Origin of the sequence: Erysipelothrix sp. P66 (assembly GCF_038682365.1) — a bacterium.
GTDB classification, from domain to species: Bacteria; Bacillota_I; Bacilli_A; order Erysipelotrichales; family Erysipelotrichaceae; genus Erysipelothrix; species Erysipelothrix piscisicarius.
Genome location: NZ_CP152290.1, coordinates 1,240,721 through 1,260,157, shown reverse-complemented (window position 1 = coordinate 1,260,157; position 19,437 = coordinate 1,240,721). Strand labels below are relative to the sequence as shown.

Genomic DNA, 19,437 nt, shown 5'->3' with positions numbered 1-19,437 from the left:
TGAATGGTAGAATCATCAAGAATTCTTTAAACTCAATGTAGGAGGTTGGTTATGACAACAATACTAGATGTAAACAATATTGAAAAATACTATGGTAAAAAAGGAAATATTACCAAGGCACTTGATGGTGTCTCATTCACAATTGAAAAAGGGGAATTTGTAGGAATTATGGGACCATCGGGTTCTGGGAAAACAACCCTTCTTAACTGCATTTCAACCATTGACTCGGTAACCAGTGGAACCATTGGGGTGAACGGTCAAAATATTACAAAACTTAAGAAAGAGCATTTACAACGTTTTCGTCGAGAGCAACTTGGATTTATTTTCCAAGATTTTAACTTACTGGATACCCTCACTGCTTATGAAAACATTGCTTTAGCGCTCACCATTCAAAACATTAATCATAAAGAAATTGATCAACGCATTCAAAGCGTGGCGCGTCTTTTAGATATTGAAGAAGTACTTCAAAAATTTCCGTATCAAATGTCAGGGGGACAGCAACAACGTGTCGCCTCAGCGCGTGCATTAATTACAAATCCAAGTCTTATTTTAGCGGATGAGCCTACGGGTGCTTTAGATTCAAAATCAAGCCGTATGTTGCTAGAGAAACTTCAAGAACTGAATGAACAAGAACAAGCGACCATTATGATGGTAACCCATGATGCATTCAGTGCAAGTTATGCGCAACGCATCCTCTTCATAAAAGATGGGAAAATCTTTAATGAGTTGGTACGTGGTAATGATAGTCGCAAAGAATTCTTTGATAAAATTATTGATGTTGTAACGTTACTTGGAGGCGATTCCGCAAATGTACTCTAAACTCGCACTTCGTAATGTTAAGAAGAGCTATCGAGATTTCTTTATCTACTTTATCACCTTGACGTTCTCGGTCTCTCTATTTTATGTTTTTTCTTCATTTGGTGCACAAGCATCAATTATGGATTTAAGTTCATCACAAGGTTCAATGGTTGAGGCGTTGACACGTATTATGAATGCGATGTCCTATATTGTCGCCGTTGTCTTTGCATTTTTAATTCTTTATGCAAATCATTTTTTAATTAAGCGTCGCCATAAAGAACTGGGCGTTTATACGTTATTGGGGATGCCGAAACGCTACATATCTCGAATTTTAATTTACGAAACACTCTATATTGGGGTCTTTTCATTAGGATCTGGATTGCTTTTAGGTCTTGCTTTATCTCAAGTTATGACACTATTGAGTGCAAAGGTTCTAAGTGTAGCAACACATTATCATTTTGTATTTTCAATGGTTGCGACTGTGAAAACAATTGTGTGCTTTATGATTATTTTTACAGTAGTCATGATTTTTAATGGTGTGATTCTTAATAAATATAAATTAATTGATTTATTGCGTTCAAAACGTCAAAATGAAACACTTAAAGTACGTAAGACATGGATGAGTGTTGTTATTTTTATTCTTGCATGTGTCCTTATTGGGTATGCCTATAAACTGGCATTGAAACCAATGGAACTGATTCGTTTGCTTCCCCTTGTGTTGGTTACAGGGGCATTGGGAACTTTTATGCTCTTCCTATCGTTTTCTGGATTTATGCTTAAATTTATGCAATTAAACCAAAAACGTTATTACAAGGGTTTAAATAGTTTTGTCTTTCGTCAAGTGAGCGCAAAAATCAGTACAACGTATAAAATGATGTCTGTGATTACTTTGATGTTGTTGATTGCGATAGGAGCCCTTGCTACTGCATTTAATTTAAATTATGTACTTGGCAATGAACTGGAAAAAGCAACCGGTTATGATGTTAGTGTTGTGGTTTCCGGTTCAGAAGGGAAGGATTATGCGCGTCTTATTGATGAAGTCAAAGGCTTTGAACATCAAACAACCGCATCCCTGTATGATCTGGGCATTGAAGCGAAGGATATGGGGATGGAACAGAAACTTTATCAAGGTCAACGCATTTTATTTATGTCAGAGACTGATTTCAATGGTTTACGAACGCATGAAGGGTATGAACCCATTCACCTTGATGAAGATGAAGTTTACTTCCAAAAAGCACCAACCGCAGGGTTACAGGGCAGTGATTTGGAGAAACTGGATGCGATTCCAATTTTAGGACAAGCGTTTGTGCTTCAAGCAAATCATGATGTGAAACCGGTAAGGATTGCGAATGGATCCATGATTCACGGATCACTCTTTGTGGTTAATGATGTTCATCTATCAACATTAAAAGCAGAAATGATTTCAAATGACGCATGGAATCAAAATACATTCATATCCAATCTTGATGTTCATGGCTCACAAAAAGAAGTCGTAGAAAAACTTGAAAACAATTTTGAGGGACAGTCTCTTGGCTTGTATCATAATATTCTTAGTTCCGAAGATGTGACAGCGTCAATGAGTGGAACCGAACTCTTATTTACCTATGTGGGTATTTATCTTGGATTGGTGTTCTTGTTAAGCAGCGTGGTTGTATTGGCGCTTCAACAGCTTTCGGAAGCCAGTGATAATCAATCACGTTACCGTGTTCTCACAAAATTGGGTGCCGATGAGCATATGCTTAAACGTTCAATTCTAAAACAGATAACGATTTATTTCTTTTTACCACTTCTCATTGCGTTAATCCATGCTTATGTTGGTATCAAAGCAATGAATGTGAACTTAAATTTAGCGGGTCTTGCACCGGACACCATGGTGCCTGCAATTCTTACAACCAGTGCAATCATTAGTATGTATTTGATCTATTTCATCATTACGTATTTCTCAAGTAAGGCCATTACACTGGAAGCTTAAACACACCTAAGGGTGTGTTTTTTAATATGACATTGTTGTAAGTTAAGTGTAAGGAGATTCGATGGTTTGCTTCTTGCATAAAATCTATACTATAGATAACAAGGAGAAACATTATGAAAACACAAATTAAAAAACTATTTAGAAATGATCAAACACGCAAAAATCTACAAGGACGTAACTCAGAACTAACAAAACCCAAACCTTGCCTTGCGGAAATGAGTGCTGAAGAACAAGCAATCGGGCAAGCGCTATCCAGTTTTGTGATCACGACGATCATTACATTATAAGGGAGGCAATTATGTATTTTAAAATAGCCTATAGAAATGTTAAGAAAAGCTATAAAGATTATTCTGTATATTTTATCACATTGACCTTTTCGGTAGCCCTTTTCTATATCTTCGGATCCTTTGAACAGCAGTCAGCCATTTTAAAAATGACGGCAGGGCAAGGTCAAGCTGTGCAAGCACTTGTAACAACCATGAATGTTATGTCAGCCATTATTTCTGTTGTGTTCGCATTTTTAATTCTCTATGCGAATCAATTCTTAATTCGACGTCGTCAAAAAGAGTTGGGCCTTTACACATTACTGGGGATGCCAAAACGAAACATTGCGCGAATCCTAACATATGAAACCCTCTATATTGGTGTGATGTCCTTAGGGACCGGGTTAGTTCTTGGCTATCTCGGATCTCAGGCAACCGCAATTTTAAGTGCTCAACTCCTTAAAGCGAACATCACATACCATTTTATTTTCTCAATCAAAGCAACACTTAAAACAATCCTAAGCTTTTCCGTTATTTTTATCATTGTCCTAATCTTCAACGGTAATGTCATTCGGAAACATAAGCTTATTGAACTCTTTCATGCACATCGCGTCAATGAAACTGCTGAAAACAAACGTGCTGTTTTACAATTTATGGTAGGTGTCATTTTACTGATTCTTGCTTATAAATGGGCACTTGTACCCTTACATCTTGTGGTCTTTATGCCTTTGATTATTGCCTTGGGATCATTTGCTACGTTTGTTATTTTTAAAGCACTTTCCGGCTTTATGCTTAAGTTTATGAAGATCAATCAACGCCTCTATTATAAAAATCTCAATGTCTTTGTATTTCGCCAAGTTGCCTCAAAGGTCAATACGACTTACAAGATGATGGCGGTTGTAAGTCTTCTACTCTTATTTGGTATCGCAACATTATCAACGGGGTTTAACCTAAATTCAGTTATGGATGAACAAATTAAACGCAATACACCTTTTGATTACACCTTAATGGTGCCGTACTTATCGATCGAACGTGATCTTGAAATTGAAACCTTTATTGCGGACCAGAACATCGAAGGCTTTGCATCAATGAATCTCTACAACACTGATTATGATGCGGATGTACTCGATAGTGTTGTGATGCACGCCAAAAGCCAACAACAACCACGAATCTATCTTGCGGATATTGAGGATTATAATATGATCCGCGTCATACACAATCAGCCAACCATTGATTTAAGTCCGAACAGTGTATACCCTTATGGTCTTAAACATCACAATCAAACCTTAGAAGCGGATGCTAAAGTTATCTTGGGTAAGGGAGATTATAATGTTGTTGATGATCGTGATGATGAGGCGATAAGCATTAGAAATGGTGATTTTAATGATGTCGTCTTACTCATGAATACGGAAACACTTCATGATACACTTGCATCTCAAACGAAACCCGTAACGATGACAACAATCTACAATGTGAATACAGACCAAAGCAGTTCACTCCAAACATCTATTGAACACAAACTTGACGAATTGGGATATGATCACAATGATATTATAAGTGTTAGTTCAGAACAACTGTTTGAAATGCTATTGGGAATTGAGCTGATTTTTACTTTTATGGGACTTTATTTGGGCGTTGTTTTCTTAATCAGTAGTGGTGTCATTCTTGCTCTACAGCAACTTTCTGAAGCAAGTGATAATCAGGTACGCTATCGTGTACTTGAGAAATTGGGAACGGATGAAGGCATGATGCATCACGCCATTTTCAAGCAAGTTGCCTTGTATTTCTTCATACCACTCTTGCTGGCTGGTGTTCATGCATGGGTTGGGATATCTGCGGTTAATATAAACTTAGATCTTGCAGGCCTTAAGGCAACCAGTTTTATGCCAACCCTTTTAACGTGTGTTGGGGTTATCGGTATTTATTTTGTATACTTTATTGCAACCTATTTAGGCAGTAAGTCAATAATTAAAGGAAACTAGAGATTTCATCTAGTTTTTTTTATAGAATGTTGTATTATAGTTGTAGTGTAAAAGGAGCGTTCCATGAATTTATTTATAAGAGAAGATATTCGGACGAATAGTTTTGATGACCCGGAGTTTGAACAAAAGCTTGCTTCAATGTGGGAGCGATTCAATACATCATTGCCACATTATGATGCGGCGAAATATGCAGTCTATACGGACTACAAGACAGACTATAAGGGATTGTATTCTCTGGGCCTTGCAACTGAGTTTGAACAAACAAGCGAATTGTTGGTCGTGGACGAACGCAATGATTATCAAGTGTTTCCTGTTGATGTAACCGATGAATTTGGTGTTTTAAATACATGGAAATTGATCTGGTCGTTGGAGGCATCGGATAAGTTAAAACGTGCGTATACCATTGATTTTGAAAAATACTATGAAGATGGACGTATCGATATCTTTATCGCAGTAGAATAACATTTATGTTATTCTTTTTTATTACGAGAATGTAAGGTGGTCGTTTATCGAAATATGATAAAATACAACTAAGGAGTTCTAACTATGGTCATAAAAATGGCATTTAAAAACGTTCGAAAAAGCTATAAAGACTATACCGTGTATTTTGTGACACTGGCTTTTTCTGTAGCACTTTTCTATATTTTTGGATCCTTTCAAGATCAAGCGGGAATCTTGGAACTTACAAATCAAATGGGACGAACGTTTGAACTGGTATCAGAAGCCCTCAATGTGATATCTTTTATAGTCGTCGTAATCTTTGCTTTCCTTATCGTCTATGCAAATAATTTCATCATTGGTAGACGAAAACAAGAGTTTGGATTGTACATGCTTTTGGGGATGTCACGTTTTAAAATGTCATTGATTTTGATGGCAGAAACATTTTTAATTGGATTGGCTGCACTTGCAGTAGGCCTGTTCTCAGGCTATATCTTAACGCAAATTACGAGTGTGTTGATGGGGACAATCCTAGCGGTTCCGATTCACTATCAATTTATCTTTTCAACACAGGGGGCGCGGCGAACGATTTATTGTTTTAGTGGAATCTTTGTATTGATTATGTTTCTTAATCAACGGAAACTGCGGAAGATTACGTTAAATGAATTGTTTAATGCTCATAGAACACAAGAGGTGTTGCGAAATGTTTCGGTTTGGTGGACGGTATTTCAACTTATTGGGGCGATTGCGATTTTGATTTTTGATTACTTATGGGTTCTTAAAGCAGGGCAACTTATCTTCTTTATGCCGATTATTGTTGGGATTGGAATCTTTGCGACAATCCTTTTATTTAAATCTATGGCAGAATTTGTGGAATATTTTGTACATATAAACCGCTCACGATACTATCGCAACCTTAATTTATTTGTCGTTCGACAAGTTTCAAATAAAATTCGTTCGACATATCGTGTCATGGCCGTGGTATCCATTACCTTATTGTTTGGTATTACTATTTTAGCGACGGGGCTAAACCTTAATAAACGCATTTCTAATTTTGCGGTTGAAACCATTCCTTATGATGCCTCATTTACGTTTATGTATGATGACGTGGGAACTGTGAAAAATTACTATAACGATTTAAATCTTAATGAATATTTTAGTTCGGGTTTTCAAATCAACCTCTATCGATCGGAATCTTTTGATACGGAGGTATTCAATATTTATGATGATATTGGTGAGGAAAAACCTGTTAATGAACCTTTGGCTCTCATGACGCTAAGTGATTACAATAAAGTTCGAACCATCCAAAATAAACCGTTGTTGACGCTTTCGAAGAATCAAATCTATTTTCAACCGGATTACAACAATCTCATTACAATGCGTGCGCGTTTGGTTGATGTCCTTGATTATCGAAAACCCTTAACCTTAGGTTCTGTTGACTATTTCCTACAACCTTATGATGAGGCAAATTTTGTGATTTTTTCGAATCAGTCAAATGGCTATCCAATCCTTGTAGCTCATGAAGATGATGTCAATTCGATAAAGGCCACCTGGCCCGATGTTTTTATAAAAACTGTAGTAAGTGGCAATGCACTACATTCAACTGAAGGAGATATTGAACGTATTCTAGAACATGTTCAAGAAAGACAAACCCAAGATCTCACAAATTATTATGATACCGATGTACTTACAAGATATAACTCGGGGCTTACAGGCATGGGAACTGAAATTATTATTGCTGCAATTGGCCTGTATGTGGGGATGGTGCTTCTTATTGTTAGTCTCGTTATTTTGGCGTTACAACAGTTATCGGAGGCTAGCGATAATCAAGGGCGGTATGAAACCCTGCGTAAGATCGGGGCATCACATGCCATGATTAATCGAGCATTGTTGAAACAGACGGCCTTATACTTTTTCATCCCACTAGGGGTTGCATTGATTCATACGGTAGTCGGTTTGATTGCAGTTGAGCGAAATTTAAACCTTATAAATTTAGGGTACACATCAAATGTTCTCAGTGTGTCAACAGTGGTTATTGTCTTTATGTTCTACTTGATCTATTTTGTGATCACTTATTTCAACAGCAAACGTATTATTAAAGTAAAACGCAAATAAAAAACAAATAAAAAACATACTCATTTGAAGTGAATCCCTAATTCCTAGTACGGAAAAGAGATTTACATCCATGGTGGAGTATGTTTTTTATTTCTATTTCAATGCTTGATGATTTTCGGTGTAGGCATCAAAGTGTTTCAGTTCAAGCATTTCGATAAAGAGGTCAACGCCTGATTCAAAAAAATCTCTAAGAACTGGATTGTCGTTATTATACTTCACCATCATGAGATCTTTTGGATTCAATAATTCATGACTGATGTCATATCGTAGCTGAGCAATTAAGATTGATGTGAGTGCATTCGTTTCATAACGAATCCAATCAATGGTATAGGTTAGGTCGTTTTCAACATATTCGGACAATCTTTGATAGTAGTTACTTAATAAGTTACTCCCAAAAATCGCTTTTTGAAGGTAAATGGTTGTTTGTACAGATTGTTCATTTCCGTAGGCGGTGATAAATGACATAACACGATTAAATACTTCTTGGCCTTCGTTTGTATTAAAGTAAGTGCCAGGAATTGATTGGTCATAGTTTAGCGCATAGTAACCCTCGGTGAGTTCTTGTAAGACAATACGAAGTTTTGTGTCCTTCTCAAGTTTTTTCTCTTGATCAATTTGCTTCTGATGGTTCTCTTTGATTTTTTTGAGTTCGGTATCTGCAGATTGTTTTCTACCGAGATATGAACTAATGTATCCAAAAAGAGAACTCAGTAAAACACCAGACAGACTGATTATTGCGACAACGATTTGATAGCTGTCCATGATATTCATAAAATAGATTGACGTAGGCATACACAAACCTCCTTTAAAAGCATTATAACGTATAATGAACGAAAACCAATCATAGAATTTAAAATCATAAAAAAAACTCTATAAGTAGACTTATAGAGTTGGATTAACTGTTTGGAGCAGGTGAGGGGAATTGAACCCCCGCCTCAACCTTGGCAAGGTCGTGTTCTACCATTGAACTACACCTGCAAATGGCGGTCCAGACGGGAATCGAACCCGCGATCTCCTGCGTGACAGGCAGGCATGTTAACCGCTACACCACTGGACCATTTGCAAACATTAAATTTTTCTTGGAGCAGGTGAGGGGAATTGAACCCCCGCCTCAACCTTGGCAAGGTCGTGTTCTACCATTGAACTACACCTGCAAATGGCGGTCCAGACGGGAATCGAACCCGCGATCTCCTGCGTGACAGGCAGGCATGTTAACCGCTACACCACTGGACCATTTGCAAAACGTTAAACCTTTAACGCTCATATATATTACCATAGATATATTCTTATTCCAAGCCTTTTTTACAACATAAACTAGTTTTTTTTGTCTGATTTCAAAACAACACTGGAATGCAACCTTACAGTCAACAACACGACGGAAAAATACGAAAATTCACTTCTAAAAAGTACCATGAAGTTATCATACGAAAAAAAAAGAACGTTACGTTCTATATTATTTTAATATTTTTGGAGCAGGTGAGGGGAATTGAACCCCCGCCTCAACCTTGGCAAGGTCGTGTTCTACCATTGAACTACACCTGCAAAAAAATGGCGGTCCAGACGGGAATCGAACCCGCGATCTCCTGCGTGACAGGCAGGCATGTTAACCGCTACACCACTGGACCATTTTTTTATTTAAGAAACAAATAATGGCGGAGATGGGGAGATTTGAACTCCCGCGCCAGTTACCCGACCTATACCCTTAGCAGGGGCACCTCTTCAGCCACTTGAGTACATCTCCAAGTTTGTTTCTTGCGCTCTTCTTTGAGTGCTCATTCATATTATCACAACAATAGGTCTTAGGCAATAGCCTTTTATTGTTTTTTTTAATATTTACCGTTGTTTGGGGTATAATGAGTCTATGAACAATAAAAATAAACAAAAGACTGCAAATATGTTACTTAAAATCACGCTATTCGCCGTTTTAGTAATCGTATTTATTCTAACAGAATTTATGAAACCAAATATAAATTCAAACAAGGAACAGGTTACACTAAGTAAGTGTATTGACGGGGATACAGCACAGCTAAACATTGGTGGGAAAAAAGAGAAAGTTCGTTTTATTGCTGTTGATACACCTGAATTACGTCAAAATGATGAGTACAATCCTCAGTTTTATGCTGAAGAGGCAAGTTCGTTCACATGCAATCGTTTAAAAAGTGCAAAAACGATTGAACTTGAATATGATCCCAACGCAGATAAATACGACAAGTATGGACGTGTGATAGCGTGGGTGCGTGTTGATGATGTACTTTTGCAAGAACTCCTGGTTTCGGGCGGCTACGCTAAAGTGAAATACATTTACGGAGACTATCTTTATGTAGATCAACTGAATCGTTTGCAAAATCAAGCGAAAAAGCTAAATATTGGCCTGTGGCGTGATAAAGGTAGACATTAAATCGCTATATCTTTAAAATAAATTATAGATGGAGGAAATTATGATCGAAAAACGTAAAAATTTTATAATTAATATTTTATATTTTGCAATAAGTTTTAGTCTTGCTGCTTTAGTACTTAAGTTTTCAACAAAATACTTGATGCCCTTTATTATTGGTTTTGTGATTGCATTCTTGTTGAAGCCGGTAATATCTAAATTAACGAAAAAAATTGGAAATCAAAAAGGGTCTTCACTTTTAGTTGTTATTCTTTTCTATATATTATTAGCTGCGGCTATTTTTTGGATCTTGGTAGCGGTTATTGCAGGCATCCAAAATTTTGCTAAGGCTGTTCCAAGTTTTTATCAAACGACACTCTCACCAGCAATCGAATCAATTATTGTTTGGGTTGAAGGTGCGGTCGTAAATCTCGACCCTGATGTAATTGATATTATTGAATCAATCGGTCGCTCTGTGGTGCAAAGCATCGATGGGATTTTCAAAGGGATTTCGGGTGGTACAATAAACTTTATAACACGATTAATTTCCTCGATTCCAAGTGTATTAATTTCAATCCTTATCGCGATTATTTCATCGTTCTTCTTTACACTTGACTATCAAGGGATTGTAAATAGTGTGATGGGAATGATTCCACTTAAACAAAGAACGTTAATCTTAGATATTAAAGATGGACTCATTTCAGTTCTAGGAAAATATTTAAGAGCATATGCCAAGTTGATGTCATTAACGTTTGTTGAATTATCAATCGCATTCTTTGTTCTTGGAATTCATAACCCAATAGGATTAGCCTTTATGGTAGCAATCATTGATATTCTTCCAGTTCTTGGTACTGGGACAGTTATGATTCCTTGGTTCATTATTGAACTCATTATGGGAAACACACCACTCGGTGTTGGTTTAATGATTACTTACATCATTATTACCGTCATTCGAAATATCTTGGAACCAAAGATTGTTGGAGATCAAATTGGATTGCATCCCCTTGCAACCCTTATCCTTATATATGTAGGGTTGAAGATGTTTGGTTTCGTAGGTTTATTCGCACTTCCAATCTCGGCAACGATTCTTAAAACGCTTCATGACGAAGGTAAAATAACCATCTTTCGCAGAGATGAAGATTTGAATCAAACGGCCATAGAGGACTAGAAGAAATTAATAATCGGATGCAGTCACATTGACTGCACTCTGATTATTATATTTTTTTTGTTTAATATGTTGACAACAACGATTAGTGTGATAAAATGTAAAGGCTTATGAATTAATACTGGGTTTCTTTCGTGGAAACCTAATTAATATGTGAGTCGTGGCACACATGGTACTGTGTGCACAAAAACTAAGAAGGGAGAAAATTAATGCCTACAATTAACCAATTGATTCAAAAAGGTCGTACAAAACGCGTTTACAAATCGAAATCACCGGCATTAGGTCGTAGTTTAAATACGATTAAACGTCAAACAACTAAAGTAAATAGTCCACAAAAACGTGGAGTATGTACACGTGTTGGTACAATGACACCTAAGAAACCTAACTCAGCATTACGTAAATATGCACGTGTTCGTTTGAGTAATGGTATGGAAGTTACGGCTTATATTCCAGGAATCGGTCACAACTTACAAGAACATAGTGTTGTTCTTATTCGTGGTGGTCGTGTTAAAGACTTACCTGGGGTTCGTTACCACATCGTTCGTGGAACAATGGACTGTGCTGGTGTAACTGACCGTCGTCAAAGCCGTTCACTATACGGTACTAAAAAACCAAGACAAGAAGATTAATTAACATCAAAAATGAGAGGAGTGAATTAAATGCCTAGAAAAGGACATGTTCCAAAGCGCGACGTAGTTGCTGATCCAATTTACAATTCAAAATTAGTAACACGTTTAATCAACAGAATCATGATTGATGGTAAAAAAGGTTTAGCACAATCAATTCTTTATAACGCTTTTGCAATTATTGAAGAAAAAACAGGTCGCCAACCAATGGAAGTATTTGAGGAAGCTTTAGACAACGTATTACCAGTCTTAGAACTTAAAGCTCGCCGAGTTGGTGGATCAAACATCCAAATCCCTATTGAAGTAACTCAAGAACGTCGTTTGACACTTGGACTTCGTTGGATTGTTCAATATTCACGTTCACGTGGAGAAAAAACAATGGAAGAACGCTTAGCTGCTGAAATCATCGATGCATCAAATGGTGTAGGTGCTTCAGTTAAGAAACGTGACGATGTGCATAAAATGGCTGAAGCCAATAAAGCATTCGCACACTACCGTTGGTAAGATTAACGTAGAAAAGGAGACTTACATCTTATGGCAAGAGAATTTTCATTAGATAAAATGCGTAATATCGGTATCATGGCTCACATCGATGCTGGTAAAACAACTACAACAGAACGTATTCTCTATTATACAGGTCGTACACATAAGATCGGGGAAACTCATGATGGTGCTGCAACGATGGACTGGATGGCGCAGGAGCAAGAACGTGGTATTACAATCACTTCAGCTGCTACAACTGCTGCTTGGAAGGGCCACCGCGTAAACATTATTGATACTCCTGGTCACGTTGACTTTACTGTTGAGGTTGAACGTTCATTACGTGTTCTTGATGGTGCGGTTACAGTACTTGATGCTAAATCAGGTGTTGAACCTCAAACAGAAACTGTTTGGCGTCAAGCAACAAAATATAACGTACCTCGTATCGTGTTCATTAATAAGATGGACGCAACCGGTGCAGATTTCTATATGTCAGCAAAAACTATTGTTGATCGTTTAGGAGCTAAATCAGCACCAATCCAAATCCCTATTGGGGTTGAAGACTATTTCGATGGTCTCATTGATATCGTTGAGCAAGAAGCACATATGTTTGCTGACGTATCACAAAAAACAGATGATATTGTTGAAATTCCTGAAGAGTTTAAAGCTCAAGTAGCTGAAGCTCGTGAAGTATTATTTGAACAAATCTCTGATTTCGATGAAGACTTTATGATGCTTATTCTTGAAGGTGTTGAACCAACAGTTGAACAAATCAAGACTGCTATCCGTAAAGCTGTAATCAGTGGTGAATTCTTCCCAGTACTTTGTGGTGCTGCTTATAAGAATAAAGGTGTTATCGCGATGCTTGATGCAGTTATCGATTACTTACCTTCACCAGTTGATATTCCAGCTGTGAATGGTACTTTACCAAGTGGTGAAGAAGCTGTTCGTGAAGCAAGTGATGAAGCACCATTCTCAGCTCTAGCTTTCAAAGTTATGACTGACCCATTTGTTGGACGTCTTACATACTTCCGTGTGTACTCAGGTGTTGCAACATCAGGTGGACCAGTATATAACTCAGTAAAACGCAAACGCGAACGCTTCGGTCGTATCATGCAAATGCATGCTAACCACCGTGAAGAAATCGATAACGTTTATGCTGGTGAAATCGCTGCTGCTGTTGGTCTTAAAGTTACAGGAACAGGGGATACACTTTGTGATGAAAAGAATGAAATCATTCTTGAATCAATGGTCTTCCCAGAACCAGTTATTAACGTTGCCGTTGAACCAAAATCAAAAGGTGACCAAGATAAGATGGGGCTTGCTTTAGCTAAATTAGCTGAAGAAGATCCAACATTTAAAACATATACCGATGATGAAACAGGACAAACAATCATTGCGGGGATGGGTGAGTTACACTTAGACATTCTTGTAGATCGTATGAAACGTGAATTTAAGGTTGAAGCTAACGTAGGTGCTCCACAAGTTGCTTACCGCGAAACAATTCGTAGTGCAGCAGACTGTGAAGGTAAATTCGTTCGCCAATCTGGTGGTCGTGGACAATACGGACACGTTTGGATCAAATTCGAACCAAACCCAGGTAAAGGTTTTGAATGGGTTGATAAAGTTGTTGGTGGTACAGTTCCTCGTGAATTTATCAAACCAGCACAAGAAGGGCTTACAGCTGCACTTCAAAATGGTTTAATTGCTGGATATCCTGCAATTGATATCAAAGCTACTTTATTCGACGGATCATCACATGATGTTGACTCCTCAGAAATGGCTTATAAAATCGCTGCTAGCATGGCTTTCAAGGAAGCTGCTAAAAAATGTAATCCAGTACTATTAGAACCAATCATGAATGTTGAAATCACAGCACCAAGTGAATATTTAGGGGCAGTTATGGGAGATATCTCAGGACGTCGTGGACAAATTCGTGATCAAGAAGAACGCGGTAACGCAGTTATCGTTAAAGCTTGGGTTCCACTATCAAATATGTCTGGATATACAACTGACCTTCGTTCATTTACACAAGGTCGCGGTAACTCATCAATGCAATTCGATCACTACGAAGAAGTGCCTAAGAGCATTGCAGAAACAGTTGCTAAAAAGAAAAAATAACCAGTTGATATTTACGTATTGATTTTATATGAAGATTATCTTAATATATAGTTGATAGGCAATATTTTATACATAGGAGGAAAATTGCACATGTCAAAAGAAAAATTTGATCGTTCCAAACCCCATGTTAACGTTGGTACATTAGGACACGTTGACCATGGTAAAACTACATTAACAGCTGCTATTACAAACGTATTAGCTAAAAAAGGTGGCGGGGCTGCTCAAGCTTACGACCAAATCGATAAAGCGCCTGAAGAAAGAGAACGTGGAATCACAATCTCAACTTCACACGTTGAATACGAAACAGAAGCTCGTCACTACGCACACGTTGACTGTCCAGGTCACGCTGACTACGTTAAAAACATGATCACAGGTGCTGCACAAATGGACGGTGCTATCTTAGTTGTTTCAGCTACAGATGGTCCAATGCCTCAAACTCGTGAGCACATCCTACTTGCAAAACAATTAGGTGTTCCTTACTTCGTAGTATTCTTGAACAAATGCGACATGGTTGATGACGAAGAGTTAATCGACTTAGTTGAAATGGAAGTTCGTGAATTACTATCAGAAAACGATTACGATGGAGATAACTGTCCAGTTATCCGCGGATCAGCTCTTAAAGCATTAGAAGGCGAAGCACAATGGGAAGAAAAAATTATCGAACTCATGGATGCTATCGACGCTAATGTTCCAGAACCAGTTCGTGATACAGACAAACCATTCTTAATGTCAGTAGAAGACGTATTCACAATCTCAGGTCGTGGTACAGTTGCTACAGGACGTGTTGAACGTGGAGAATTAAAACTTAACGAAGAAGTTGAAATCGTTGGTATTCACCCTACATCAAAAACTGTTGTTACAGGTATCGAAATGTTCCACAAAATGTTAGATTCAGCTATGGCTGGTGATAACGTTGGGGCACTTCTACGTGGTGTTAACCGTGAAGAAATCGAACGTGGACAAGTTCTTGCTAAACCAGGTTCAGTTACACCTCACAAAATCTTCAAAGCTCAAGTTTATATCTTAAGCAAAGAAGAAGGTGGACGTCATACTCCATTTGTTAACAACTACCGTCCTCAATTCTACTTCCGTACAACAGACGTAACCGGAACAATTCAATTACCTGAAGGTGTTGATATGGTTATGCCTGGTGATAACGTAGAAATGACTGTAGAACTTATCGCTCCAATCGCTGTAGAGCAAGGTACAACATTCTCAATTCGTGAGGGTGGACGTACAGTTGGTGCTGGTAACGTTACAGAAATCGTTAAATAATTACTTTTTAATAAATGAACCTCTACTAAGTAGAGGTTTTTTTATGCAAACAAGTCAAATTGTGGACTCGTACCTATTGTCGCTATTTATATAAGAAAAAAATGGATTTTTCGAGATCAAACAGAATGTAATTACAATCAATAGAACCGCTTAAAAGGAGGATTTTTATACCAATTTATTTTTTTTGAAATAATAGTCCAAAAGTCCTTGAATTTATAGATAGATAGTGTATAATACTAAAGCGACTGCATAGAAGTGCAAGGTTGCCGGCACACTGAATAGCGTTGTCATGGTCAGTGAGAAGCCGGGGAATTTGTACAGAGCAGGTCTATTGGAAATAGACAGTAGAAGGAGGAATTTCCATGGCAAAGAATTTTATTCGTATTCGTCTAAAAGCTTATGAACACCGTACTATTGATAGTGCAGCACAAAAAATTGTTCAAGCTGCTAACGATCACGGCGCACAAAAGGTAGTAGGACCTGTTCCATTACCAACAGAAAAACAAATCGTAACAATCTTACGATCAGTACACGTTAATAAGGATTCTCGTGAACAATTTGAATCAAGAACTCACAAGAGATTGATTGAAATTGTTGGCCCAACGGCAGAAACTATCGACGCATTAAGTCGTTTAGATCTACCAAGCGGTGTTGATATCGAGATCAAACTTTAGTAGAGAGGAGTTATCATGAAAGGATTACTAGGACGTAAATTAGGAATGACACAAGTCTTCACAACTGACGGTAAATTAATTCCAGTTAGTGTTGTCGAAGTATTACCAAACGTTGTTCTTCAAAAGAAAACAATGGAATCAGACAATTATGAAGCAGTTCAATTAGGTGCCTTCGACGTGAAGGAACAACGTGCAAATAAATCTGAGATTGCTCACGCTGCTAAAGCAAGCACTGCTCCAAAGAAATTTGTTCGTGAAATTGCTGGCTCAGAAATGATGAATTTTGAGGTTGGCGCAGAAATTAAAGCTGATTTATTCAGCGAAGGGGAATATGTTGACGTAACTGGAACATCACGTGGACATGGTTTCCAAGGTTCAATCGTTCGTGCGAACCAAAAAACAGGACCTAAAGCTCACGGTTCAGGATACCACCGTGGAGTTGGTTCACTTGCAACAGGTGGATTAAACCCTGCTGTAATTAAAAAAGGTCGTATTTTACCAGGACAACATGGTGGATACACTACAACAAACCAAAAATTAGAAGTTATCAAAGTTGATACAGAAAGTAACTATCTATTAATTAAAGGAAACATTCCTGGACCTAAGAAAGGTTTCGTAATTGTTAAATCAACAGTTAAACGCGTTAAATCTAAAGATCCAGTTGAATTAGTTGACTTTGCAGTTAAGGAGGATTCCGAAAATGCCTAAGTTAGATATTTTAAACCTTGAAGGCAAGAGTCTTCGTGAACTTGAGTTAAACGAAGCAGTATTTGGAATTGAACCAAATAATCAAACAATCTTTGAAGCCGTTGTTATGCAACAAGCTTCACTTCGTCAAGGTACACACAAAACTAAGAACCGTACAGAGGTTCGCGGTGGTGGACGTAAACCATGGCGTCAAAAAGGAACAGGTCGTGCTCGTCAAGGGTCAATCCGTTCTCCTCAATGGCGTGGTGGTGGAGTTGTTTTCGGACCTACTCCAAGAAGCTACAAATACAGCCTTAACCGTAAGGTTCGTCGTTTAGCTCTACGTTCAGCATTATCACAAAAAGTTATGGATTCAGAAATGTCAGTTGTTGAAAACTTAACAGTTGCAAACGTTAAGACTAAAGAATTCATCACAGTGATGGATGCACTTAAATTAAACAAGAAAACTCTATTTGTTGTTTCAGCTGAAGAAAATGTTGACAATGCTTACTTATCAATGCGTAACCTATCAAACACAATGATGTTAGATGTTCAAGGTTTAAACGTTTATGATATCGTAAATTGCGATCAAATTGTATTCACTGAAAAAGCAGCTATTGAAGCTGGGGAGGTGCTTGCATAATGAAACGTAACCCTAGAGATATTATTGTTCGTCCAATTATTACTGAGAAAACAGTAGCGATGCAACAAAATGATAACAAAGTTACTTTTGAAGTAGCTAAGGGATCAAACAAAATCGAAATTCGTCAAGCTATCGAAGAAATTTTCAATGTTAAAGTTGAAAAAATCAACGTTATCAATGTTTTACCACGTAAAAAACGTGTAGGACGTTACGAAGGACAAACTAAGGCAGTTCGCAAAGCAATCGTGAAACTTGCTGAAGGTTCAAAAATCGAAGTTCTTTAATCAATAAAACTTATCGGAAGAATTACGCTATTTCCGGATAACTTGCGTAGGGAGGAATTATTACATGGCAATTAAACATTATAAGCCAACTACTCCTGGACGTCGCGGAATGACAACTTTAGCTAACGAACAGTTATCTAAAAATGTTAAACCAGAACGTTCATTAGTAGCTCCACTAAGTAAAACTGGTGGACGTGGTAATACAGGTCGTATTACAACTCGTCACATCGGTGGTGGACACAAACGTCAATACCGTATTATTGACTTTAAACGTAACAAAGATGATATTCCAGCAAAAGTTGCTACAATCGAATATGATCCAAACCGTTCAGCAAATATTGCTTTATTAAACTATGCTGATGGTGAAAAACGATACATTTTAGCTCCAAAAGGGTTAAAAGTTGGAGATGTAATCTTTAGTGGCGCATCTGCTGATATTAAAGTTGGTAACGCTAAAGAATTAGGCCAAATGCCTGAAGGTACATTAGTACACAATATCGAATTAAAACCAGGACGTGGAGCACAATTAGTGCGTTCAGCTGGAACATCAGCTCAAGTTCTTGGTATTGAAGAAAAACATGTTACTGTTCAATTAGCATCTGGTGAAGTTCGTAAGATTTTATCAACATGCCGTGCAACAATCGGTGAAGTTGGAAACTCAGAACATTCATTAGTAAACATTGGTAAAGCTGGACGTAAACGTCATATGGGTGTTCGCCCAACTGTACGTGGTTCCGCTATGAACCCTGTTGATCACCCTCATGGTGGTGGGGAAGGACGTACTCCAATCGGACGTAAGTCACCTATGACACCTTGGGGTAAAAAAGCTATGGGTGTTAAAACTCGTAGAGATAAGAAAGCATCGACTAAGTTAATTGTACGTCGACGCAATGATAAGTAGACGAAAGGAAGGAAGAAAGATATGAGTCGTAGTTTAAAAAAAGGACCATTTTGTGATCTTCATTTAATGAATAAAGTTGAAAAACTAAATGCTGAAAGCAAAAAAGAAGTTATCAAGACTTGGTCACGCCGTTCAACTATTTTCCCTCAATTCGTTGAGCATACGTTTGCGGTGCATAATGGTAAGGAACACGTTCCTGTGTTTGTTACTGAAGACATGGTAGGACATAAATTAGGTGAGTTCGTACCAACACGTCGTTATACAGGTCACGCAGCTGACAAGAAGGCGGGTCGTTAATATGGAAGTAAAAGCAATAGTTAAAACAGTTCGTGTTACTCCACGTAAAGCACGTCTTGTTCTAGATGAAATTCGTGGACTTGATGTTGATCATGCAGCAGCTATCTTAAGATATACACCTAATTCTGCTTCAAAAGTAATTGCTAAAGTTTTAGATTCAGCAATTGCAAATGCAACAAACAATCATCAATTAGATGAAGAAAAACTTTACATCTCAGCATGCTATGCTGACGAAGGTGTAACAATGAAGCGTTTCAGACCTCGTGCTAAAGGTTCTGCAGCGCCAATCATGAAGCGTACAAGCCACATTACTGTTGTGGTTTCGGAACGCGCCTAAAGGGA

General features: G+C 37.8%; 20 protein-coding genes and 7 tRNA genes. 19 read left to right on the top strand and 8 right to left on the bottom strand.

Features of this window, described 5'->3' with window-relative positions:
• The first annotated feature begins 51 nt into the window (after positions 1-51).
• The 6 genes from AAG186_RS06235 to AAG186_RS06210 all read left to right on the top strand — a co-directional run bounded on the left by AAG186_RS06235 (position 52) and on the right by AAG186_RS06210 (position 7,568).
• Positions 52-819, top strand: a complete 768-nt coding sequence (locus tag AAG186_RS06235; protein WP_200542726.1) for an ABC transporter ATP-binding protein — start codon at positions 52-54, stop codon at positions 817-819.
• Positions 809-2,770 (top strand): ABC transporter permease, encoded by a 1,962-nt coding sequence (locus tag AAG186_RS06230; RefSeq protein ID WP_342621412.1) that lies wholly within the window; start codon positions 809-811, stop codon positions 2,768-2,770. The genes AAG186_RS06235 and AAG186_RS06230 overlap by 11 nt, the downstream gene beginning before the upstream one ends.
• Positions 2,771-2,883: 113 nt before the next feature.
• A complete protein-coding gene (locus AAG186_RS06225; RefSeq protein WP_161637314.1) occupies positions 2,884-3,057 on the top strand; it encodes a translation initiation factor IF-2 in 174 nt (57 codons plus the stop codon).
• 11 nt (positions 3,058-3,068) lie between these two features.
• Positions 3,069-5,015, top strand: coding sequence for an FtsX-like permease family protein (locus AAG186_RS06220; RefSeq protein WP_342621411.1), 1,947 nt, complete (start codon positions 3,069-3,071; stop codon positions 5,013-5,015).
• 63 nt (positions 5,016-5,078) lie between these two features.
• A complete protein-coding gene (locus AAG186_RS06215) occupies positions 5,079-5,477 on the top strand; it encodes an effector binding domain-containing protein (protein WP_125164255.1) in 399 nt (132 codons plus the stop codon).
• Between the two features lie 84 nt (positions 5,478-5,561).
• The gene (locus AAG186_RS06210; RefSeq protein ID WP_342621409.1) at positions 5,562-7,568 is read left to right on the top strand and encodes an ABC transporter permease; all 2,007 of its coding nucleotides are present in this window, start codon (positions 5,562-5,564) and stop codon (positions 7,566-7,568) included.
• Between the two features lie 93 nt (positions 7,569-7,661).
• Here AAG186_RS06210 and AAG186_RS06205 read toward each other — a convergent pair whose 3' ends face one another.
• The 8 genes from AAG186_RS06205 to AAG186_RS06170 all read right to left on the bottom strand — a co-directional run bounded on the left by AAG186_RS06205 (position 7,662) and on the right by AAG186_RS06170 (position 9,309).
• Positions 7,662-8,360 (bottom strand): hypothetical protein, encoded by a 699-nt coding sequence (locus AAG186_RS06205; RefSeq protein ID WP_161637317.1) that lies wholly within the window; start codon positions 8,358-8,360, stop codon positions 7,662-7,664.
• Between the two features lie 112 nt (positions 8,361-8,472).
• Positions 8,473-8,546, bottom strand: a tRNA-Gly gene (locus tag AAG186_RS06200).
• Positions 8,547-8,549: 3 nt separating this feature from the next.
• Positions 8,550-8,625: transfer RNA gene (locus tag AAG186_RS06195), tRNA-Asp, on the bottom strand.
• 23 nt (positions 8,626-8,648) lie between these two features.
• Positions 8,649-8,722, bottom strand: a tRNA-Gly gene (locus AAG186_RS06190).
• Between the two features lie 3 nt (positions 8,723-8,725).
• Positions 8,726-8,801 (bottom strand) — tRNA-Asp (locus AAG186_RS06185).
• Between the two features lie 235 nt (positions 8,802-9,036).
• Positions 9,037-9,110 (bottom strand) — tRNA-Gly (locus AAG186_RS06180).
• Between the two features lie 7 nt (positions 9,111-9,117).
• Positions 9,118-9,193: transfer RNA gene (locus tag AAG186_RS06175), tRNA-Asp, on the bottom strand.
• 25 nt (positions 9,194-9,218) lie between these two features.
• Positions 9,219-9,309: transfer RNA gene (locus AAG186_RS06170), tRNA-Ser, on the bottom strand.
• A 120-nt stretch (positions 9,310-9,429) separates the two neighbouring features.
• On the opposite strand from AAG186_RS06170, the gene AAG186_RS06165 reads away from it, so the two are divergent.
• The 13 genes from AAG186_RS06165 to rplV all read left to right on the top strand — a co-directional run bounded on the left by AAG186_RS06165 (position 9,430) and on the right by rplV (position 19,432).
• A complete protein-coding gene (locus tag AAG186_RS06165) occupies positions 9,430-9,966 on the top strand; it encodes a thermonuclease family protein (protein ID WP_342621408.1) in 537 nt (178 codons plus the stop codon).
• Between the two features lie 40 nt (positions 9,967-10,006).
• The gene (gene ytvI / locus AAG186_RS06160) at positions 10,007-11,110 is read left to right on the top strand and encodes a sporulation integral membrane protein YtvI (protein WP_125164259.1); all 1,104 of its coding nucleotides are present in this window, start codon (positions 10,007-10,009) and stop codon (positions 11,108-11,110) included.
• Positions 11,111-11,316: 206 nt separating this feature from the next.
• Complete coding sequence (rpsL, locus tag AAG186_RS06155) at positions 11,317-11,736, top strand: 30S ribosomal protein S12 (protein ID WP_003775175.1); 420 nt, start codon at positions 11,317-11,319, stop codon at positions 11,734-11,736.
• 30 nt (positions 11,737-11,766) lie between these two features.
• Entirely contained in the window at positions 11,767-12,237 is a 471-nt protein-coding gene (gene rpsG, locus AAG186_RS06150) for a 30S ribosomal protein S7 (RefSeq protein ID WP_003775176.1), read from the top strand.
• 30 nt (positions 12,238-12,267) lie between these two features.
• On the top strand, positions 12,268-14,334 hold the full coding sequence (gene fusA, locus AAG186_RS06145; RefSeq protein ID WP_161637319.1) for an elongation factor G: 2,067 nt from the start codon (positions 12,268-12,270) through the stop codon (positions 14,332-14,334).
• Between the two features lie 90 nt (positions 14,335-14,424).
• Positions 14,425-15,609 (top strand): elongation factor Tu, encoded by a 1,185-nt coding sequence (gene tuf, locus AAG186_RS06140; RefSeq protein WP_018579501.1) that lies wholly within the window; start codon positions 14,425-14,427, stop codon positions 15,607-15,609.
• A 362-nt stretch (positions 15,610-15,971) separates the two neighbouring features.
• Positions 15,972-16,283 (top strand): 30S ribosomal protein S10, encoded by a 312-nt coding sequence (gene rpsJ / locus AAG186_RS06135; RefSeq protein WP_003775184.1) that lies wholly within the window; start codon positions 15,972-15,974, stop codon positions 16,281-16,283.
• 15 nt (positions 16,284-16,298) lie between these two features.
• On the top strand, positions 16,299-16,991 hold the full coding sequence (gene rplC, locus AAG186_RS06130) for a 50S ribosomal protein L3 (protein ID WP_125164262.1): 693 nt from the start codon (positions 16,299-16,301) through the stop codon (positions 16,989-16,991).
• Complete coding sequence (rplD, locus tag AAG186_RS06125) at positions 16,984-17,613, top strand: 50S ribosomal protein L4 (protein ID WP_125164263.1); 630 nt, start codon at positions 16,984-16,986, stop codon at positions 17,611-17,613. Before rplC ends, rplD begins: the two co-directional genes overlap by 8 nt.
• The gene (rplW, locus tag AAG186_RS06120) at positions 17,613-17,897 is read left to right on the top strand and encodes a 50S ribosomal protein L23 (RefSeq protein ID WP_003775188.1); all 285 of its coding nucleotides are present in this window, start codon (positions 17,613-17,615) and stop codon (positions 17,895-17,897) included. The genes rplD and rplW overlap by 1 nt, the downstream gene beginning before the upstream one ends.
• Positions 17,898-17,961: 64 nt before the next feature.
• On the top strand, positions 17,962-18,798 hold the full coding sequence (gene rplB / locus AAG186_RS06115) for a 50S ribosomal protein L2 (RefSeq protein ID WP_125164265.1): 837 nt from the start codon (positions 17,962-17,964) through the stop codon (positions 18,796-18,798).
• 21 nt (positions 18,799-18,819) lie between these two features.
• The gene (gene rpsS, locus AAG186_RS06110; protein WP_003775192.1) at positions 18,820-19,095 is read left to right on the top strand and encodes a 30S ribosomal protein S19; all 276 of its coding nucleotides are present in this window, start codon (positions 18,820-18,822) and stop codon (positions 19,093-19,095) included.
• A 1-nt stretch (position 19,096) separates the two neighbouring features.
• A complete protein-coding gene (gene rplV, locus AAG186_RS06105; RefSeq protein WP_003775195.1) occupies positions 19,097-19,432 on the top strand; it encodes a 50S ribosomal protein L22 in 336 nt (111 codons plus the stop codon).
• Positions 19,433-19,437: the final 5 nt, after the last annotated feature.

Bases quoted from the DNA above. Each gene is read 5' to 3' on its own strand.
- rplV (WP_003775195.1), top strand. From the start codon at position 19,097: ATGGAAGTAAAAGCAATAGTTAAAACAGTTCGTGTTACTCCACGTAAA.
- AAG186_RS06225 (WP_161637314.1), top strand. From the start codon at position 2,884: ATGAAAACACAAATTAAAAAACTATTTAGAAATGATCAAACACGCAAA.
- AAG186_RS06220 (WP_342621411.1), top strand. From the start codon at position 3,069: ATGTATTTTAAAATAGCCTATAGAAATGTTAAGAAAAGCTATAAAGAT.
- rpsG (WP_003775176.1), top strand. From the start codon at position 11,767: ATGCCTAGAAAAGGACATGTTCCAAAGCGCGACGTAGTTGCTGATCCA.
- rpsL (WP_003775175.1), top strand. From the start codon at position 11,317: ATGCCTACAATTAACCAATTGATTCAAAAAGGTCGTACAAAACGCGTT.
- ytvI (WP_125164259.1), top strand. From the start codon at position 10,007: ATGATCGAAAAACGTAAAAATTTTATAATTAATATTTTATATTTTGCA.
- rpsS (WP_003775192.1), top strand. From the start codon at position 18,820: ATGAGTCGTAGTTTAAAAAAAGGACCATTTTGTGATCTTCATTTAATG.
- AAG186_RS06205 (WP_161637317.1), bottom strand. From the start codon at position 8,360: ATGCCTACGTCAATCTATTTTATGAATATCATGGACAGCTATCAAATC.
- AAG186_RS06215 (WP_125164255.1), top strand. From the start codon at position 5,079: ATGAATTTATTTATAAGAGAAGATATTCGGACGAATAGTTTTGATGAC.
- fusA (WP_161637319.1), top strand. From the start codon at position 12,268: ATGGCAAGAGAATTTTCATTAGATAAAATGCGTAATATCGGTATCATG.
- tuf (WP_018579501.1), top strand. From the start codon at position 14,425: ATGTCAAAAGAAAAATTTGATCGTTCCAAACCCCATGTTAACGTTGGT.
- AAG186_RS06235 (WP_200542726.1), top strand. From the start codon at position 52: ATGACAACAATACTAGATGTAAACAATATTGAAAAATACTATGGTAAA.
- rplW (WP_003775188.1), top strand. From the start codon at position 17,613: ATGAAACGTAACCCTAGAGATATTATTGTTCGTCCAATTATTACTGAG.
- rplC (WP_125164262.1), top strand. From the start codon at position 16,299: ATGAAAGGATTACTAGGACGTAAATTAGGAATGACACAAGTCTTCACA.
- AAG186_RS06165 (WP_342621408.1), top strand. From the start codon at position 9,430: ATGAACAATAAAAATAAACAAAAGACTGCAAATATGTTACTTAAAATC.
- rplD (WP_125164263.1), top strand. From the start codon at position 16,984: ATGCCTAAGTTAGATATTTTAAACCTTGAAGGCAAGAGTCTTCGTGAA.
- rpsJ (WP_003775184.1), top strand. From the start codon at position 15,972: ATGGCAAAGAATTTTATTCGTATTCGTCTAAAAGCTTATGAACACCGT.
- AAG186_RS06210 (WP_342621409.1), top strand. From the start codon at position 5,562: ATGGTCATAAAAATGGCATTTAAAAACGTTCGAAAAAGCTATAAAGAC.
- rplB (WP_125164265.1), top strand. From the start codon at position 17,962: ATGGCAATTAAACATTATAAGCCAACTACTCCTGGACGTCGCGGAATG.
- AAG186_RS06230 (WP_342621412.1), top strand. From the start codon at position 809: ATGTACTCTAAACTCGCACTTCGTAATGTTAAGAAGAGCTATCGAGAT.